The organism is Thalassococcus sp. S3, assembly GCF_004216475.1.
In the GTDB taxonomy this organism is placed as follows: domain Bacteria; phylum Pseudomonadota; class Alphaproteobacteria; order Rhodobacterales; family Rhodobacteraceae.
In genome coordinates this window covers 108,819-124,363 of record NZ_CP022303.1, presented here as the reverse complement: position 1 = coordinate 124,363, position 15,545 = coordinate 108,819, and the positions used below count along the sequence as shown (strand labels likewise).

General features: G+C 63.0%; 16 protein-coding genes. 11 read left to right on the top strand and 5 right to left on the bottom strand.

Features of this window, described 5'->3' with window-relative positions; all coding sequences use genetic code 11:
* Positions 1-118 precede the first annotated feature (118 nt).
* On the bottom strand, positions 119-1,516 hold the full coding sequence (locus CFI11_RS00645; RefSeq protein WP_130402054.1) for an aspartate aminotransferase family protein: 1,398 nt from the start codon (positions 1,514-1,516) through the stop codon (positions 119-121).
* Positions 1,517-1,555: 39 nt separating this feature from the next.
* The gene (locus CFI11_RS00640; protein WP_130402052.1) at positions 1,556-2,239 is read right to left on the bottom strand and encodes a GntR family transcriptional regulator; all 684 of its coding nucleotides are present in this window, start codon (positions 2,237-2,239) and stop codon (positions 1,556-1,558) included.
* A 149-nt stretch (positions 2,240-2,388) separates the two neighbouring features.
* On the opposite strand from CFI11_RS00640, the gene CFI11_RS00635 reads away from it, so the two are divergent.
* Genes CFI11_RS00635 through CFI11_RS00615 form a run of 5 tightly spaced genes read left to right on the top strand, consistent with a single transcriptional unit; the run spans position 2,389 to position 7,619 of the window.
* A complete protein-coding gene (locus CFI11_RS00635) occupies positions 2,389-3,474 on the top strand; it encodes a polyamine ABC transporter substrate-binding protein (RefSeq protein ID WP_130402050.1) in 1,086 nt (361 codons plus the stop codon).
* A 48-nt stretch (positions 3,475-3,522) separates the two neighbouring features.
* The gene (locus tag CFI11_RS00630; RefSeq protein WP_130402048.1) at positions 3,523-4,644 is read left to right on the top strand and encodes an ABC transporter ATP-binding protein; all 1,122 of its coding nucleotides are present in this window, start codon (positions 3,523-3,525) and stop codon (positions 4,642-4,644) included.
* Between the two features lies 1 nt (position 4,645).
* Positions 4,646-5,521 carry an ABC transporter permease subunit gene (locus CFI11_RS00625; RefSeq protein WP_130402046.1) on the top strand — a complete coding sequence of 292 codons (876 nt, stop codon included), beginning with the start codon at positions 4,646-4,648 and terminating at the stop codon, positions 5,519-5,521.
* Positions 5,518-6,336 (top strand): ABC transporter permease, encoded by an 819-nt coding sequence (locus CFI11_RS00620; RefSeq protein ID WP_130402044.1) that lies wholly within the window; start codon positions 5,518-5,520, stop codon positions 6,334-6,336. The genes CFI11_RS00625 and CFI11_RS00620 overlap by 4 nt, the downstream gene beginning before the upstream one ends.
* Positions 6,333-7,619 (top strand): FAD-binding oxidoreductase, encoded by a 1,287-nt coding sequence (locus tag CFI11_RS00615; protein WP_130402042.1) that lies wholly within the window; start codon positions 6,333-6,335, stop codon positions 7,617-7,619. The genes CFI11_RS00620 and CFI11_RS00615 overlap by 4 nt, the downstream gene beginning before the upstream one ends.
* A 55-nt stretch (positions 7,620-7,674) precedes the next feature.
* Here the strand turns inward: CFI11_RS00615 and CFI11_RS00610 are convergent, their stop codons facing one another.
* Both CFI11_RS00610 and CFI11_RS00605 read right to left on the bottom strand, forming a co-directional pair.
* Entirely contained in the window at positions 7,675-8,340 is a 666-nt protein-coding gene (locus CFI11_RS00610; protein WP_130402040.1) for a flagellar hook capping FlgD N-terminal domain-containing protein, read from the bottom strand.
* 9 nt (positions 8,341-8,349) lie between these two features.
* On the bottom strand, positions 8,350-9,369 hold the full coding sequence (locus CFI11_RS00605; protein ID WP_254449114.1) for a flagellar hook-length control protein FliK: 1,020 nt from the start codon (positions 9,367-9,369) through the stop codon (positions 8,350-8,352).
* A gap of 1,482 nt (positions 9,370-10,851) precedes the next feature.
* Between CFI11_RS00605 and CFI11_RS00600 the strand changes: the two genes are divergently transcribed.
* The 6 genes from CFI11_RS00600 (at position 10,852) to CFI11_RS00575 (ending at position 14,174) form a co-directional block, all read left to right on the top strand.
* On the top strand, positions 10,852-11,121 hold the full coding sequence (locus tag CFI11_RS00600; RefSeq protein WP_130402036.1) for a rod-binding protein: 270 nt from the start codon (positions 10,852-10,854) through the stop codon (positions 11,119-11,121).
* Complete coding sequence (locus tag CFI11_RS00595) at positions 11,114-11,473, top strand: flagellar biosynthesis protein FlgN (RefSeq protein ID WP_130402034.1); 360 nt, start codon at positions 11,114-11,116, stop codon at positions 11,471-11,473. The genes CFI11_RS00600 and CFI11_RS00595 overlap by 8 nt, the downstream gene beginning before the upstream one ends.
* Positions 11,474-11,682: 209 nt before the next feature.
* Entirely contained in the window at positions 11,683-12,528 is an 846-nt protein-coding gene (locus CFI11_RS00590) for a flagellin (RefSeq protein ID WP_130402032.1), read from the top strand.
* Between the two features lie 71 nt (positions 12,529-12,599).
* The gene (gene flaF / locus CFI11_RS00585; protein ID WP_130402030.1) at positions 12,600-12,971 is read left to right on the top strand and encodes a flagellar biosynthesis regulator FlaF; all 372 of its coding nucleotides are present in this window, start codon (positions 12,600-12,602) and stop codon (positions 12,969-12,971) included.
* A gap of 1 nt (position 12,972) precedes the next feature.
* On the top strand, positions 12,973-13,377 hold the full coding sequence (flbT, locus tag CFI11_RS00580) for a flagellar biosynthesis repressor FlbT (RefSeq protein ID WP_130402028.1): 405 nt from the start codon (positions 12,973-12,975) through the stop codon (positions 13,375-13,377).
* Positions 13,374-14,174: a DUF1217 domain-containing protein gene (locus tag CFI11_RS00575; RefSeq protein ID WP_130402022.1), complete on the top strand. Its 801-nt coding sequence runs from the start codon at positions 13,374-13,376 to the stop codon at positions 14,172-14,174. The genes flbT and CFI11_RS00575 overlap by 4 nt, the downstream gene beginning before the upstream one ends.
* A 16-nt stretch (positions 14,175-14,190) precedes the next feature.
* Here the strand turns inward: CFI11_RS00575 and CFI11_RS00570 are convergent, their stop codons facing one another.
* Entirely contained in the window at positions 14,191-15,534 is a 1,344-nt protein-coding gene (locus tag CFI11_RS00570; protein ID WP_130402020.1) for a FliI/YscN family ATPase, read from the bottom strand.
* Positions 15,535-15,545: the final 11 nt, after the last annotated feature.

The following is a 15,545-nucleotide window of genomic DNA, read 5'->3' as shown; positions in this document are numbered from 1 at the left end:
CCGGTTTAAGGGAATTCGAGCGTGGAATTGCCGGGCCTGCCGGGCGGGGAGCGACCAGATTTGGGGCATTTGCGGTGTAACCGGCCTGCTCGTCCAGCCCTTGCGGGCTGTCCTCGCCTTAGTGGGCGGGGGTGAGGAGATTCTGGTCTTTGAGCGCGGTGTAGGTTTCGTCAAGGGCCGCGCGGGCCCGGGAGACGAGGATGTCGATCTCGTCGGGCTGGATGACCAGAGGGGGGGAGATCACCATCCGGTCGCCGACATGGCGCATCACGAGGCTGTTGGCAAAGCAGCGTTCCCGGCAGATGAGGCCAACCGTGCCAACCTCGGCCGCGAATTTGGCGCGGGTGGCCTTGTCGGGGGTCAGTGCGATGGAGCCCATGAGGCCGACGATACTGGCTTCGCCCACAAGAGGGTGGTCGGTGAGAGCCTGCCATTTCTTCTCGAGGTAGGGGGCGGCGGTGGTGCGGACATGGCCGACGATATCCTCTTCTTCGAGGATGCGCAGGTTTTCGAGGGCCACGGCGGAGGCCACGGGGTGGCCCGAATAGGTGTAGCCGTGGTTGAATTCGGCGGAGGCGATGACGGAGGCGACCTCATCACAGACAACAGAGCCGCCGATGGGCTGGTAGCCGGAGGAGAGCCCCTTGGCGATGGTCATGATATGGGGGCGGATGTTCAGGGTCTGGGAGCCGAACCAGGAGCCGGTGCGGCCGAAGCCACAGATCACCTCGTCCGCGATCAAGAGGATGTCGTAGGCGTCGCAGATGCGCTGGATTTCGGGCCAGTAGGTGGAGGGCGGGACGATGACGCCGCCGGCGCCCTGGATGGGTTCAGCGATGAAGGCGGCGATGCGGTCCTCGCCATGGGCGAGGATGGCCTGTTCCAGTTCCTGCGCACGGGCGAGGCCGAAGTCTTCGGGCGTCATGTCGCCGCCCTCGGCCCACCAGTTGGGCTGGTTGATGTGGTGGATGTCGGGGATGGGCAGGCCGCCCTGCGCGTGCATCGGGGCCATACCGCCCAGAGAGCCTGAGCCGACGGAGGAGCCGTGATAGGCATTCTTGCGGCTGAGGATCACGGATTTCGAGGGTTTGCCCTTGAGCGCCCAATAGGTGCGGACCAGGCGGATATTGGTGTCGTTCGCCTCGGACCCGGAGCCTGCGAAGAAGACGTGGTTCAGATCGCCGGGGGCGAGGGCGGCGATGCGGTCGGCCAGAGCGATGGCGGGCACGTGGGTCGTCTGAAAGAAGGTGTTGTAATAGGGCAGTTCCCGCATCTGGCGGGCGGCAGCCTCGGCCAGTTCGGGGCGACCGTAGCCGATGTTCACGCACCAGAGGCCAGCCATGCCGTCGAGGATTTGGTTGCCTTCGCTGTCGGTCAGCCAGACGCCCTTGGCCCGCGTGATGACGCGCGCGCCCTTGGCCGCCAGCTCACCACCGGCAGTGAAGGGGTGCATGTGGTGGGCGGCATCCAGCGCCTGCAATTCGGCGGTGGGCATGTGGTTGGTGATGGCGGGCATGGGCGGCTCCTGTGAAGGTGCCGCAAGAATATGATCAAATTATGCGCTGTCAATCGAATCGGAGGGGCCGGAGAGCATCTGGGCGATCTGGTCCATGCCCTGGGTGACATCGTACGCCATCGCGGTTGCCGCAGCGTCAGCGTCACGGGCAGAGAGGGCGGCGAGCATGTCCTTGTGGCGGTCGGGCAGACTTTCGGTGCCGAAGCGACCGCAGACCACACGGAGGGAGGGGCCGAAGCGGAGCCAGAGGCGGTCGGCGAGGCCAGCCATGATGGGGGCGTCGGCCTGGGCGTAGAGGAGCGCGTGGAAGTCGTAGTTGCGGGCGAGATAACCTTGCACATCGCCGGCGCGGATGGCGGTATCGAGAGCAGTGTCGATGTCGGTGAGCTCGGCGATGATGGGGTCGGCGATGCGGGTGGCGGCGCGGTGGGCAAGCTGGCTTTCTATGGTTTTACGCACGAAAACCAGTTCCTCGACGTCGGCGCGGGTGAGGACGGGAACGCTGACGCGGCGGTTGCCCTGGAAGGTGAGCGCGCCGTCGGAGATGAGCCGACGGATCGCCTCGCGCACCGGCGTCATGCCGGCCTCGAGCACTGTGGCGAGGCCCTGAATCGTGACCGCCTCGCCGGGGGCGAGATCGCCGAAGAGAATGCGGGCGCGCAGGCGGGTATAGACGACCTCATGCGCGGGGGTGCCGGGCGCCTCTATTTTCATCATCTGCATGGCTTTTACCCTCCCCTTCCACAACCTCTCTTGCGCGATGCGGTGCTGCGTGGAAACATATCCTTTGTTGCCGGAAGAGGCAAAACTTGATCAAATTGGTGGCAACGGACGCGGGATGATCCGGGACAACACCAAATGGGGAGATTTTCATGACAGTCAAATCGCTGACGCTGACCGCTGTTGTCACGCTGGCCACATCGGCGGCTTTTGCCGATGAGGTGCGCGTTTACAACTGGTCGGATTACATCGACGAGGACCTGCTGGCGAAGTTCGAGGAAGAGACCGGGATCGAGCTGATCTATGACGTCTTCGATTCCAACGAGGTGCTGGAGACCAAGATGCTGGCGGGTGGGTCAGGCTATGACGTGGTGGTGCCGACGGGCACCTTCCTGCAGCGCCAGATCCAGGCGGGGGCGTTTCAGGAACTGGACATGTCCAAGCTGCCCAACATCGAGAACATGTGGAGCGTGGTCGAAGAACGCACAGCACAATACGACCCCGGCAACGCCTATTCGATCAACTACATGTGGGGCACCACGGGGATCGGCGTGAATGTTGGCAAGGTGACGGAGATTCTGGGCGAGGACGCCCCGATCAACAGCCTTGAGCTGGTACTGAACCCCGACAACATGTCCCAGTTGGCGTCCTGCGGGGTGCATTTTCTGGACGCTCCGACAGAGATGATCCCGATGGCGCTGAAATATCTGGGCGAGGACCCGGACAGCCACGACCCGGACGTCATTGCCAAGACCGAAGAAGTTCTGATGGGCGTGCGGCCCTACATCCAGAAATTCCATTCGTCGGAATACATCAACGCGCTGGCCAATGGCGATATCTGCGTCGCGGTGGGCTGGTCGGGTGACATCCTGCAGGCCCGCGACCGCGCGGCGGAGGCCGACAATGGTGTGGAGATCGCCTATAACGCCCCTGTCGAAGGGGCGCAGATGTGGTTCGACCAGATGGCCATTCCGGTGGACGCGCCCAACCCAGAGGCCGCGCATACCTTCCTGAATTTCATCATGGAAGCGCAGAACATGGCGGCGGCGTCGAACTATGTTTACTACGCCAACGGCAACGAAGCGTCCAAAGAGTTTCTGGAGGCGGACGTGATCGAAGACCCCGCGATCTATCCGGATGAGGCGACGCTGGAGAACCTCTTTACCACGACGCCCTATCCGCCGCGCGTGCAGCGGACTGTGACGCGCCTGTGGACCAAGATCAAATCCGGCGTTTGACCCGGATCGGGGGGCCAAGCGCCCCCCAATTCAGGATAGGGACAGAGTTTGCCTGAATGCGTTTTCGCCCCCTGGGATGATCCGGATGAAAAGCCGCTCATCCGGTTTCGCAATGTCACCAAACGGTTCGGCGATTTCACCGCCATCGACGACCTGACGCTGGATATTTTCGAGCGGGAATTCTTTGCGCTGCTGGGCCCGTCGGGCTGCGGCAAGACAACGATGATGCGGATGCTGGGCGGGTTCGAGACGCCCACCGAAGGGCATATCGAACTGGCCGGGCAAGATATCGACCGAGTGCCGCCGAACAAGCGGGCGGTCAACATGATGTTCCAGTCCTACGCGCTGTTTCCGCATCTGAGCGTGTGGGACAACATCGCATTCGGCCTACGGCGCGAGACGAAGGACAAGGAGCGTATCGCGGCCCGGGTCGAGGAGATGCTCAAGCTGACGCGGCTGGAGAAGTTTGCGCGGCGCAAGCCCCATCAGATCTCGGGCGGGCAGAGGCAGAGGGTGGCGCTGGCACGCTCGCTCGCCAAGGCGCCGAAACTTTTGTTACTGGACGAGCCGCTGGGCGCGCTGGACAAGAAGCTGCGGCAGGACACGCAGTTCGAGCTGATGGACATTCAGGAGAAGACGGGTACGACCTTTGTCATCGTCACCCACGATCAGGAGGAGGCGATGACGGTCGCCTCTCGCGTGGCGGTGATGGATGAGGGGCGGTTGATGCAGGTGGCCACGCCCGACCGGATCTACGAGGCGCCGGAATCGGTCTATGTGGCTGATTTCATTGGCGATGTGAATATCATCGAAGGCCGGGCCAGGGCCGGGGATGAGGGGTATCGCATCGACTGGGCCGAGGGGCAGCACCCGCTGACGGTGGTGTCGGAGACGCATTTTGAGGACGGGCAGAAATGCCATCTGGCGATCCGGCCCGAGAAGGTATCGATCAGTGCGGAACGTCCGTCCGCGGCCAATGCGGTGCAGGGCAAGGTGCTGGACATCGCCTATCTGGGCAACCTGTCGACCTATCACGTGGAATTGCCCAGCGGTGTGGTGATGAAGGCGCAGACGGCGAACACACGGCGCCTGTCGGCGCGGAGTTTTACCTGGGAAGACCCGGTCTGGCTGTCCTGGACGGCCACGGCGGGGGTGCTGCTGGAGCGGTAGGGTGCGGAAAGCGGCACTCATCATCGTCCCCTATCTGTGGCTGCTGGCGCTGTTCCTGATCCCGTTTGCCATCGTCTTCAAGATCGCGCTGTCGGATATCGCGCTGGCACGCCCGCCCTACATGCCGCAATTCAGCTGGGACGAGGGGATCTGGGCGCTGATCGGCCAGCTTGATTTCGAGAATTTCGTCTTTTTGACAACCGACGATCTCTATTGGCGGGCCTATCTGAGCTCGCTTCGGATCGCGTTTTTGTCGACACTTCTGGCGCTCGCCGTGGGTTATCCCATCGCTTACGCGATGGCCCGCGCGCCGGAGGAGTGGCGCCCGACGCTGATGATGCTGGTGATCCTGCCGTTCTGGACGTCGTTCCTGATCCGCGTCTATGCGTGGATGGGGATTTTGAGCAATGAAGGGTTTCTCAACCAGTTCCTGATAGGGCTGGGCCTGATCGACACGCCGCTGACGATCCTGAACACGAATACGGCGGTCTATATCGGGATCGTCTATACCTATCTGCCGTTCATGATCCTGCCGATCTACGCCGCTTTGGACCGGCTGGACGGGTCGCTGATCGAGGCGGCGGAGGATCTGGGATGCTCGCGCCTGCAGGCGTTTTGGCTGGTGACGGTGCCGCTGTCGAAGAACGGGATCGTCGCGGGGTGTTTCCTGGTTTTCATCCCGGCCTTGGGAGAATTCGTCATCCCCTCACTTTTGGGCGGGTCGGGCACGCTGATGATCGGCAAGGTGTTGTGGGAGGAGTTCTTCTCCAACCGCGACTGGCCGGTGGCGTCGGCGGTGGCGATCGTGCTTTTGCTGATCCTGGTCATTCCCATCGTCCTCTTCCAGCGCAACCAGCAGCGGGTGTCGGAGGAATGATGCGGCTGAGCTGGTTCAACGTGGTGTCGCTGACGCTGGGGTTTGCGTTTCTTTACCTGCCGATGCTGATCCTGATCACCTACAGCTTTAACGAAAGCCGGCTGGTCACCGTCTGGGCGGGGTTTTCGACGCGCTGGTACGGGGAGCTGTTCCAGAACGAGGCGTTTCTGGATGCGGCCTGGGTGACGCTGAAAGTGGCGGTGTTCTCGTCCACGCTCGCCACGGTGCTGGGCACGATGGCGGCGTACGTGCTGGTCCGCGGTGGGCGGTTCGCGGGACGGACGCTGTTTTCGGGGATGATCTATGCGCCGCTGGTGATGCCGGAGGTGATCACGGGGCTGTCGCTGCTCTTGCTCTTCATCGGGATCGGGCTGGACCGGGGGGTGCTGACCATCGTGCTGGCGCATACGACGTTTTCGATGTGCTATGTTTCGGTCGTCGTGTCGTCGCGGCTGGTGACCTTCGACCGGTCGCTGGAGGAGGCGGCGCTGGATCTGGGCTGCTCTCCGCTGGAGGCGTTCCGGCTGGTGACGCTGCCGATCATCGCACCGGCGGTGATTTCGGGCTGGCTGCTGGCCTTCACCCTGTCGCTGGACGATCTGGTGATCGCGTCCTTCACGGCGGGTCCGGCGGCGACGACACTGCCGATCAAGATCTTCTCGGCGGTGAGGCTGGGGGTGAGCCCGGAGATCAACGCGCTCTCGACCATCCTGATCGGGATCGTGGCGCTGGGCGTGATCAGCGCCTCGCTGGTGTCGAAACGCAATGCCATACGCCAGCAGCGGGAGGAACGCGCCGCCGAAAGGACGACATGAGGCGGCTTTACGGAGCCTATGCCTATGGGCCGGGCCCCCGCAACGGATGCTGGTGGGATGAGACCGTGCCCCGGCGGGACTGGCCGGTCTTCGAGGGTGGCGAGGCCGATGTGGGCATCGTGGGCGCGGGCTTTACGGGGCTGTCGGCGGCCCTGGCGCTGGCGGAGGCGGGCGCATCGGTCACGGTGCTGGAGGCCGAGACGCCGGGCTGGGGCGCGTCCGGGCGCAATGGTGGGTTCTGTTGCCTGGGTGGGGCGAAGATCAGCGCAACACGGCTGGCGCACCGCTATGGCGCGGAGGATGCAGAAGCTTATTGGCAGGCAGAACGGGACGCGGTGACACATGTGGCGGACCTTTTGGAGCGGCTGGGCATCGACGCCGATATGCATTCGCAAGGAGAGACCCAGCTTGCGCATAACCCGCGCGCGATGGCGCGGCTGAGGGCGGATGCCTCGCCGGAGGCGCGGGTGATCGAGGCGAAGGATCTCGCGGGAGAGGGTTTGGCGGGGCCGTTTTTCGGCGCCGTGACCGAACCCTACGGCTTTGCGCTCAATCCGCGGAAATACCTGCACGGGCTGGCCAGCGCGGCGGAGCGGGCAGGCGCCCGGATCTTTGCGGGAAGCCCCGTGACCGACGCGCAAAAGCGGCGGCTGCAGACCGCAACGGGTATCTTGCGCTGCGACCGGGTGATCTGGGCCACGAACGGGTATTCGAGCGAGGAGGGACCGGGCTGGATGGCCGGGCGCTATCTGCCGACACAATCGAATGTGATGGTCACCCGCCCGATAACCCCGCAGGAGCAGGAGGCCCAAGGCTGGACCAGCGGGCAGATGGCTTACGACACGCGCAATCTGCTCCACTACTTTCGGCTGATGCCGGATGGCCGGTTCCTCTTTGGTATGCGCGGAGGGATATTTTCCTCTCCCCGCGCGGAGGAACGGGCGCGGCGGCGGCTGCGCCGTGATTTCGAGCGGATGTTTCCGGCATGGCGACAGGTCGAGACCACACATCACTGGTCAGGTATGGTGTGCCTCTCGCCAAAGGCCCTGCCCTTTGCGGGCTCCGTGCCGGGGGCGCCCGATATCCTGGTGGGGCAGGCCTATCACGGCAACGGCGTTGCGATGGGGTCTTTCCTTGGCCATCAACTTGGGCAACGGTCCCTTGGACGCCCCGCAGCTATCCCGCGCCCCATCGCCGAGCCGCCACGGCAATTCCCGCTGGGCCGCTTTCGCCGGGCGCTGGTTCCGCCGCTTTATGCCGCTCTGGCGCTTCGGGATCTCTGATGCAACCCGGGCGGCCTCCATCGCATCTTCCAGCCGTTGGGTATGCCCTCGACGATCACGTGCCGGCTTGGCGCAGCGCGGTCACGTGGCTGGAGAGCACCGCGGTGCCACCTTCGAAGATCAGAACCGTCTCGCCGTTCAGCGCTTGCGCCTCGGTGATGCGGCCATAGACCTCTGCCGGGTCTGAGATGAGAAGTTCATCCTTGGCGAAGCTTTCCACCTTGAAGGAATAGGTGCCGAAGGGAAGCGTATCGCCGTCATTGTCCGTACCGTCCCATGTGACGGGATCACTGGATACGGGGATTTGCTTGCGCGCCACTTCCTCCCCCTCTGCATCGAGCACGACGAGATCGACGTTGTCGGAGATGGAGGCCGGGTTCGGCGAAATCGTGATCGGCTTGCCTTCAAACCGCATGGGCGCCACAGCGCGTGCTTCCATCCCGACCCATCCGGCCAGGGAGGCAATGTTGGAGGATCCAAGGGACGCGCCCAGCTCCCCTAACAGATCATTGGTGCGCACTTGCTGCTCCACCATGGAGAACTGGGCGAGTTGTGCGGAATATTCGGACGAGTCGATCGGCTCCAGCGGATCCTGATAGCGGGCCTGCGCCGTGAGCATCTGCAGGAACGTATCGAAATCGGATGCCAGCGACGTCGCGGACCCAGAGGTAGAGGCGGGTGCCGAGGACAGCCCGTTGGAGAGTGCGGGATTAAGTTCCATGTCGTGTTCCTATATCCGAATGTCGAGGCCGTCTGACGACAGCATGGCTGGCTCGGGCTGGGGATGATCACCCTCGTCCGCATGCAGGAAAGGGCCGTCTGAAGAGGCTGTCCCATCGGAGCCGGCCTGCCCCTGTCCACCCTGCTGGGCAAAATCAAAGGCGATGTCGGTATAACCCAGGTCACGGTATTCCTGGGCGAGCATGTCGATGTTCCGACGAAGGAGATCAATCGTTTCAGGGCGTTCGGCATGGATCGAAACGACGATGCCACTATCCTGGGACGTCACAGCAATCCGGACGCGGCCCAGCTCGTCGGGATTGAGGGAGATCTCCACCGGTTTGTCGGGCAAGCGCGGCAGGTTTTCCATGATCTGTTGCAAGATTGGCCGTGCCGCGACCGCTGGTTGAGACAGGACCGGAGCGTCGGCAGAGAAGGCAGGCGCCACCGACATGTCGGGCGCGTGGTCGATCATAACGGCATCGCCAAAGATGGGACGCACCGCATCGCCGGCCGGATTGGGAGGCGAGCCGACGGTCGGTGTCAGCGGTCGTGCGGTGCTGGGATCAGGCCGCACGGGACCGCTCCGCATCGCGGGTTTGGCGTCGGGCCAGATCACGTCCGAACGGATGGGAGGAGGCACATCTTCCTTTTTGGGCAACGCACCGGGGATCAGCGCCGAAAGCTGCGCGATTTGCTGTTGTGGCACAATACGGGGAGCGCTGTCAGACAGCGGCGCGGGGGCGGGGCTGGCGGGCGTCGTGTTCGGATCCGCCTTGGCAGGGATGGTCCCGTTCCGATGCGACGGCTCGGCGGAGGGCCGGACGGCGGTCGGAGCAGCGGCAGGCAGCGGCGTGGATGTGGAGGACGACGCGGAGATCGTCTGATCGGTGACAACCTTTCCCGGAGCCCGGATCGTTTCAAACCGCGTCGCGCCCTCGTGACGCTGAGGAAGAGGCGAGACCGCAACACCCTCGGTCGAGGCCACCGGCATGCCGGTGACCAGAGCTTTATGCGGTTGAGGCACCATATCGCGCACGTCCGGAGCGGGCAAAGGGTTTCGCGCATCAAAGCGGGGTCCGCTTTCCGTCGGGATCGGGGGCGTCACGGGATACGACGGCGCGGCGCGCACCACCGGGGCGGAAGGCGCATCCTGAGGCGGCCGATAGGAACCGTCAGCCGGACTTGCCGAAACTTGACCGTGCACAGCATGCGTCTGACCCTCCCGATTGAGAGCGATCGCCGCCCCGGTCGGTTTGGACTGCGTCGCTTCTTTCGGTGCAGATGCCGAAGGCGTTTGGGGCAAGGCGGGCGCTCCCTTTTCCGGAATGGGATTGTGAGCCGTTTCGCGATGGGAGAGAGCGGCCTTCGTTGGAGGACCATCGGGTGTCACAACGTCGCTGCGCGTGGCAGATGGCGAGGTAAGCGGGCCGATGCGGGCCGTCCCCGGCGATTGCTCTGACAGGGCGGCAGGCGCCTGATGGGGCCGATGATGTAAAACATCTCGTGACGGGGGCGGAACCGGTTTGCCGGGCTGCTCTGAATGGGTCCGCGTGCCCTCTGCGATATCGGGGCGAGGCGTCACAGGCGGTGGTTCATGCTGAGAGGACCGCGGCACCATCACGCCATCGCCAGCGGGCCCAGCACGCTGGAGCATGGTCATCGGACGAAGCGCGTCGTCAGATGTTGGAGCTTCCGCTGGCAAAGATGTGACCGAAGGCCTGTGGCTGGTCGGATTCGACGTGACAACAGGGGGCGGCACTGCTTGTGACGGTGCAGCAGCGATCCGCTGCGCGGTCGTGCCGTCCGAAATCAGCGCCTCACCGCGAGGTTGAGGCGACGGCGCGTCTGGACTGCTGTTTTTTCCTGGCTCCCCAAGTCGGTTGGATCGGTCGGTCGGATGGGGATCAGGGATCGAGCGGTCTGCGGATATACGCCTTTCACCCACGGGCAGACCTGACGGATCCGCCGGAGACATCTCGCCCGATGCAGTCCTGCCGCCGGCATGCTCCATTGGTGCTGTCAAACGGGTGAACTGCGAAGAGGTTCCCTCTGCCGATGCGGGCTTGACCGTCCGACGCTTGTTCTCGGGCGGGACTGCGTCAGCCGGTTGCGCCAACGCCCTATCGCCCTGGGTTGGCACCCATGCTGCGGTTTGGGACGGTTTCACCTCCTGATCAGCCACGGGGCTTGCAGCGCCCCGATCGATCTGGTCCTCCGATGTCGGCTCCTCGCTGGTGGGCGTCTGATCCACCTCCCCGGTGGGGGATTTGTCGGGCTCCGGGTCCGGGGCGGACGCCGATAGCACCTCTGCGAAAGACGGGCCGTCCCTGCCCGTCGATACAGGTCCTTCAGCCAGCGCGATGCGCGCGGCTTCTGTCAGCGTGAGGTGAATGTGCATGTCGTCTCCCGGGATTCTTCCGCAGTGCACCGACTATGCGCATCTCTGGTTACCGCTTCTTTACCGCTTTGCCCCCATAGTCAGGAAAATCATTCGAATTGGAGCGAATAGATGGACGCAGTTACATCTGTCAGCACGTCAACGACCCCTCGCGACGCCGCGCTGCGCAAGGCAGCCGTGGATCTGGAGGCGGCATTCCTGGCGGAAATGCTGAAATCCGCAGGGCTGGGGCAGAGCCCGGACAGTTTTGGCGGAGCCGCTGGAGAGGATCAGTTCAGCTCCTTTCTGGTGGAGGCACAAGCGCAGAAAATGGCGGAAACCGGGGGGATCGGGCTGGCCGAATCCCTTTTTGAAGCCCTGAAAGAGAGAGCCGATGACTGATGACCACCCGCAGATGCTGATCGACGCGCTGGACGATCTGCTTGAAGAGGAACGCGCGGCCCTGCTGGCAGGGGAGTTGGACCGGGTGGCCCGGCTTGCCGAACAGAAGGAGGGGCTTGTCGAGACACTCAATCGTCTGAACGACGCACCTGCCGACCGTATGGGGCCGGTTCATGGCAAGCTGACCCGAAATCAGGCGCTCTTGAACAGCGCGCTGGAGGGGATACGCGCGGTCGCAGGGCGCATGGCCCATATCCGAAAGGCACGCCGATCCCTTGAGACCTACGACCAGTACGGCAACAAGCAAAGCATCGTGACACCCGATGCACCAAAGGTCGAAAAACGGGCCTGACGGCGGATTTATGTCAAATCCTAAGCAGATGCCGGGCACCGTTTAGCACTCCGTTAGCACTTCACGGCGCATGGTGTTCCTGCATCCGACATCGGGTGGCGCGGCGCCAGAGGGCTGGCAATCGCACAAGTCAGAAAGACGTTTGGTCCGTCCTCCGGGGGCGGGGATGAAACTGGGCGAAATGGCCCAATGACTAAAGGAACATACATATGTCCAGCATTCTGACAAATAACGGCGCAATGGTTGCGCTGCAGACCCTGAAATCCATCAATTCCGATCTGGATAAGACCCAGAACGCCATTTCGACGGGTAAGGATATCGCAACGGCCAAGGATGGCTCGGCCATTTGGGGTATCTCCAAGGTGATGGAATCGGACGTCGCCGGTTTTGAAGCCGTATCCGACGCGCTGTCGCTGGGCGAATCCACGGTTGCCGTTGCATCCGCCGGTGCAGAGCGGGTCGTCGAGGTCCTGAAAGAGATCAAGGAGCTCGCGATTTCCGCCAACAGCGAAAACGTCGACTTCACCAAGATCCAGGCCGACATCTCGGAACGGTCCGCACAGGTGGCGTCGATCATCAGCGCGGCGCAGTTCAACGGCGCGAACCTCCTGGCCACTGACGTGGACGGCAACGGGGCCACGTCGCTGGGCGTTCTGTCCTCGATCGACCGCGTTGGCACCGCCGCGCCTACGCCGGCTTCGATCACCGTGAACTCCGTCGATTTTGAAGCCAATATCGACCTCGTTGCGGACCTGACCGCGATCACCGACACCGCGACGGCAGCAACCGCGCTCGCGGAGGTCGAGGTGTTCCTTCAAACCGCGATCGATGGCGCGTCCAGCCTTGGTGCTTCGGCGGCCCGGATCCGCGATCAGAACGAATTCGTTGGCAAGCTGACGGATGCAATGAAGTCGGGAATCGGATCGTTGGTGGACGCGGACATGGAGGCGACCTCCGCCAAGCTCCAGGCCCTGCAGACGCAACAGCAGTTGGGTGTTCAAGCCCTCTCCATCGCGAACCAGGCGCCGCAGACCATCCTGTCGCTCTTCCGGTAACACATTGGGCCGGGGCGTGAACATGCCCCGGCCCGTATGACCCCCTTTTTCAAACCAGCCGAGGTTTACACGTGAATGCCACGATGAAAGCGCGCCGCGCCTATTCCGCGGCGGCTGTTCCGACGCGAACGCCGCGCAGCCTGGAATACGAAGTCGTCGCGCAAGTGACGCATCGGATCAAAGCCGCTGCCCAAAGAGGAACAGCCGGTTTTTCTGACCTCGCCCAGGCTCTGCACGACAATAAAAGGCTTTGGACGCTCTTTGCCCGGGATTTGTCGGACCCCGAAAACGGCCTGCCAGCGGAGCTGAAAGCACGGCTTTTCTATCTGGCGGAGTTCACGTTCCAGCACACCAGCAAGGTTCTGGCACGGGAGGACAACGTCGTACCGCTGCTTGAAGTCAACGCGGCGATCCTGCGCGGCCTTAAGGCAAGGAAACACTGAGATGAGCGGACTTGTCCTGAAACTGAGCCCGAAAGAACGCGTTCTGATCAACGGTGCTGTCATAGAAAACGGGGACAAGCGCAGCCGATTGTCCATCATGACGCCAGATGCCCATATCCTGAGGCTGCGTGACGCCATTCATCCCGAAGAGGCCAACACGCCGGTGCGACGCATCTGCTATGCAGCGCAACTCGTTCTGTCGGGGGACACAGCCCCGGACGAAGCGCGGCTGCCCTTGCTGCGGCATATCGAGGAACTGAGCCAGGTTTTCACCGATCAGGACAGCCGCACGGCCCTGGCCGCGGCGACACAGGCCCTTTTGAACGAACGCTACTATCAGTGTCTCAAGGCCCTTCGCACCCTGTTGCAAAGAGAGGACCGGCTGCTTGCCGTTCAGCCGAGATGAGTTTTCAGCCCGTCATCCCGACCCAGGGCATCGCCGGTTGGCGGTTCCTGCAGCGCACCTACGACCAGCAATTCGAGGCATTCAATCAGGGCGCCCAGATCAAGAGAGATGCGGAATACTTCGAGGAGAAGATCGGAGAGGTAAGAACGGCTGAGGATCTCGTCTCTGACCGCCGTCTTCTTGGTGTCGCGCTGGGCGCCTTTGGGCTTCAGGACGACATAAACAACCGATTCTTCGTGCAAAAAATCCTCGAGGACGGAACGGCGAGCGATGACGCACTTGCAAACCGCCTTGCCGATGAACGCTACAAAAGGTTCAGCGAGGCATTGGGCTTCGGGCCCGGTCAGGTTCCACAGACTTTGACGACCGGTTTTGCCGATCAAATACTCGAACAATTCCGCGCACAATCGTTCGAAATCGCCGTGGGCGAGCAGGATGAAACCATGCGGATCGGCCTGTTTGCCGAGCGGGAACTGACGATCCTGGCGGAGAGCGGGAAAAGCGATCGGGCGCAGTGGTATTCCATGATGAGCCTCGCGCCTTTGCGCAAGATGTTCGAGACCGCGATGGGTCTTCCCGAAGCGTTCGGGCAATTGGACATCGACAAGCAGCTTGAGATCTTTCAGGACAAGGCCGGACGTGAGTTCGGAGCGGAGACGCTGGCGGATTTTCTGCAACCGGACATTCAGGAAAAGCTGCTGAATACATACCTGGCCCGGTCACAGCTGAACGCATTCAACTCGGCCTCTTCGGGCGCATCGGTTGCCTCGACCCTGCTACAGAATGCGGTGGTCTGATCCGGACCTGAAGCTATTAGGTCGGACCATGCGTCCCCTGCCGACTGCGCCGGAGGATCAGACCAAGTTTGTCGAAGCTGATTCCAACCTCAGTCTCGTGCGAGCGTGACAGGAACTCGTCAAGATCGGACCACACACGAATGGCGCGATCGACCAGGGGATCTGACCCCTCGACATAGAGACCGGCCTTGATCATGACCTGCGACTGTTCATAGGCGCCCAACAGGCGCCGGGTTTCCGTCAGCATCGCGTTTTCGGGCTCTGTCGCGGCTTCGGGCAAGCTCCGCGAGACGGAGCGGAGGACATTGATCGCCGGATAGCGGCCACGCTCCGCAATTTCGCGGTCCAAGACGATATGTCCGTCCAGAACGCCGCGCAGGATATCGGCGATCGGTTCATCCATGTCGGATCCCGCCACCAGAACGCTGAAGATCGCGGTGATGAACCCCTGATTAATGGTGCCAGGCCCCGCCCGTTCGCAGAGTGACATGATCATGTGAGAGGTCGAGGGCGGGTATCCACGCAGCGCGGGCGGCTCTCCCGCGACACTGGCAATCTCGCGGTGTGCCTCGGCGAAGCGGGTCACCGAATCGGCCAGGAAAAGCACGTTGAGGCCCTGGTCCCGAAAATGTTCTGCGGTGGCCATGGCGGTCCAGGCACATCGACGGCGCACCAAAGGGGACTGATCGGAGGTCGCGGCAACGATCACGGAACGCGCCAATCCCTCGGCCCCCAGTGTCTTGTCGACGAAGTGGCGTACCTCGCGCCCACGCTCTCCGATCATCGCGATGACGACGACATCGGCTTCCATATTCTGCGCCAGCCGGGCCAGCAGGCGGGATTTGCCCACGCCGGACCCCGCAAAGAGCCCGATCCGCTGACCCGCCGTGATCGGCAAAAGCGTGTTGGTCACCGCAAGCCCGGTCTGCATACGCGCGCCCAGCGCCAGACGCTCTGCCGCGGGCGGGGGATTCGCCATCAGCCGCCGCGGCGCCGCCCCGGGCATGAGCGGCGCCCCATCGAGAGGATTGCCGTAAGGATCAATAATGCGCCCGATCCAGGCGTCGCCCGGCGTGACTTCTGCCCCGCCCGGGATCAGGGTGGCGGCATCCCCCAAAGCCACGCCATGAGGGGCATGCTGCGGCAGCATCACAACCGCATCCCGCGTGATCTGAACAACTTCGCCGTCAAGCAGCGTCGCATCCGACAGCCGCAAGGCGATCCTGTCCCCGATGCACGCATGATCCAGAAGACCACCAAGTTGAACCGCCGCCCCCTCAACCGCGACAACGCGCCCAACGGGGCGCACGCGGTCGCAATTGCGGATCAGATCGGCACATCCCTGGATTTCAAGTGTCATGATCGATGTTC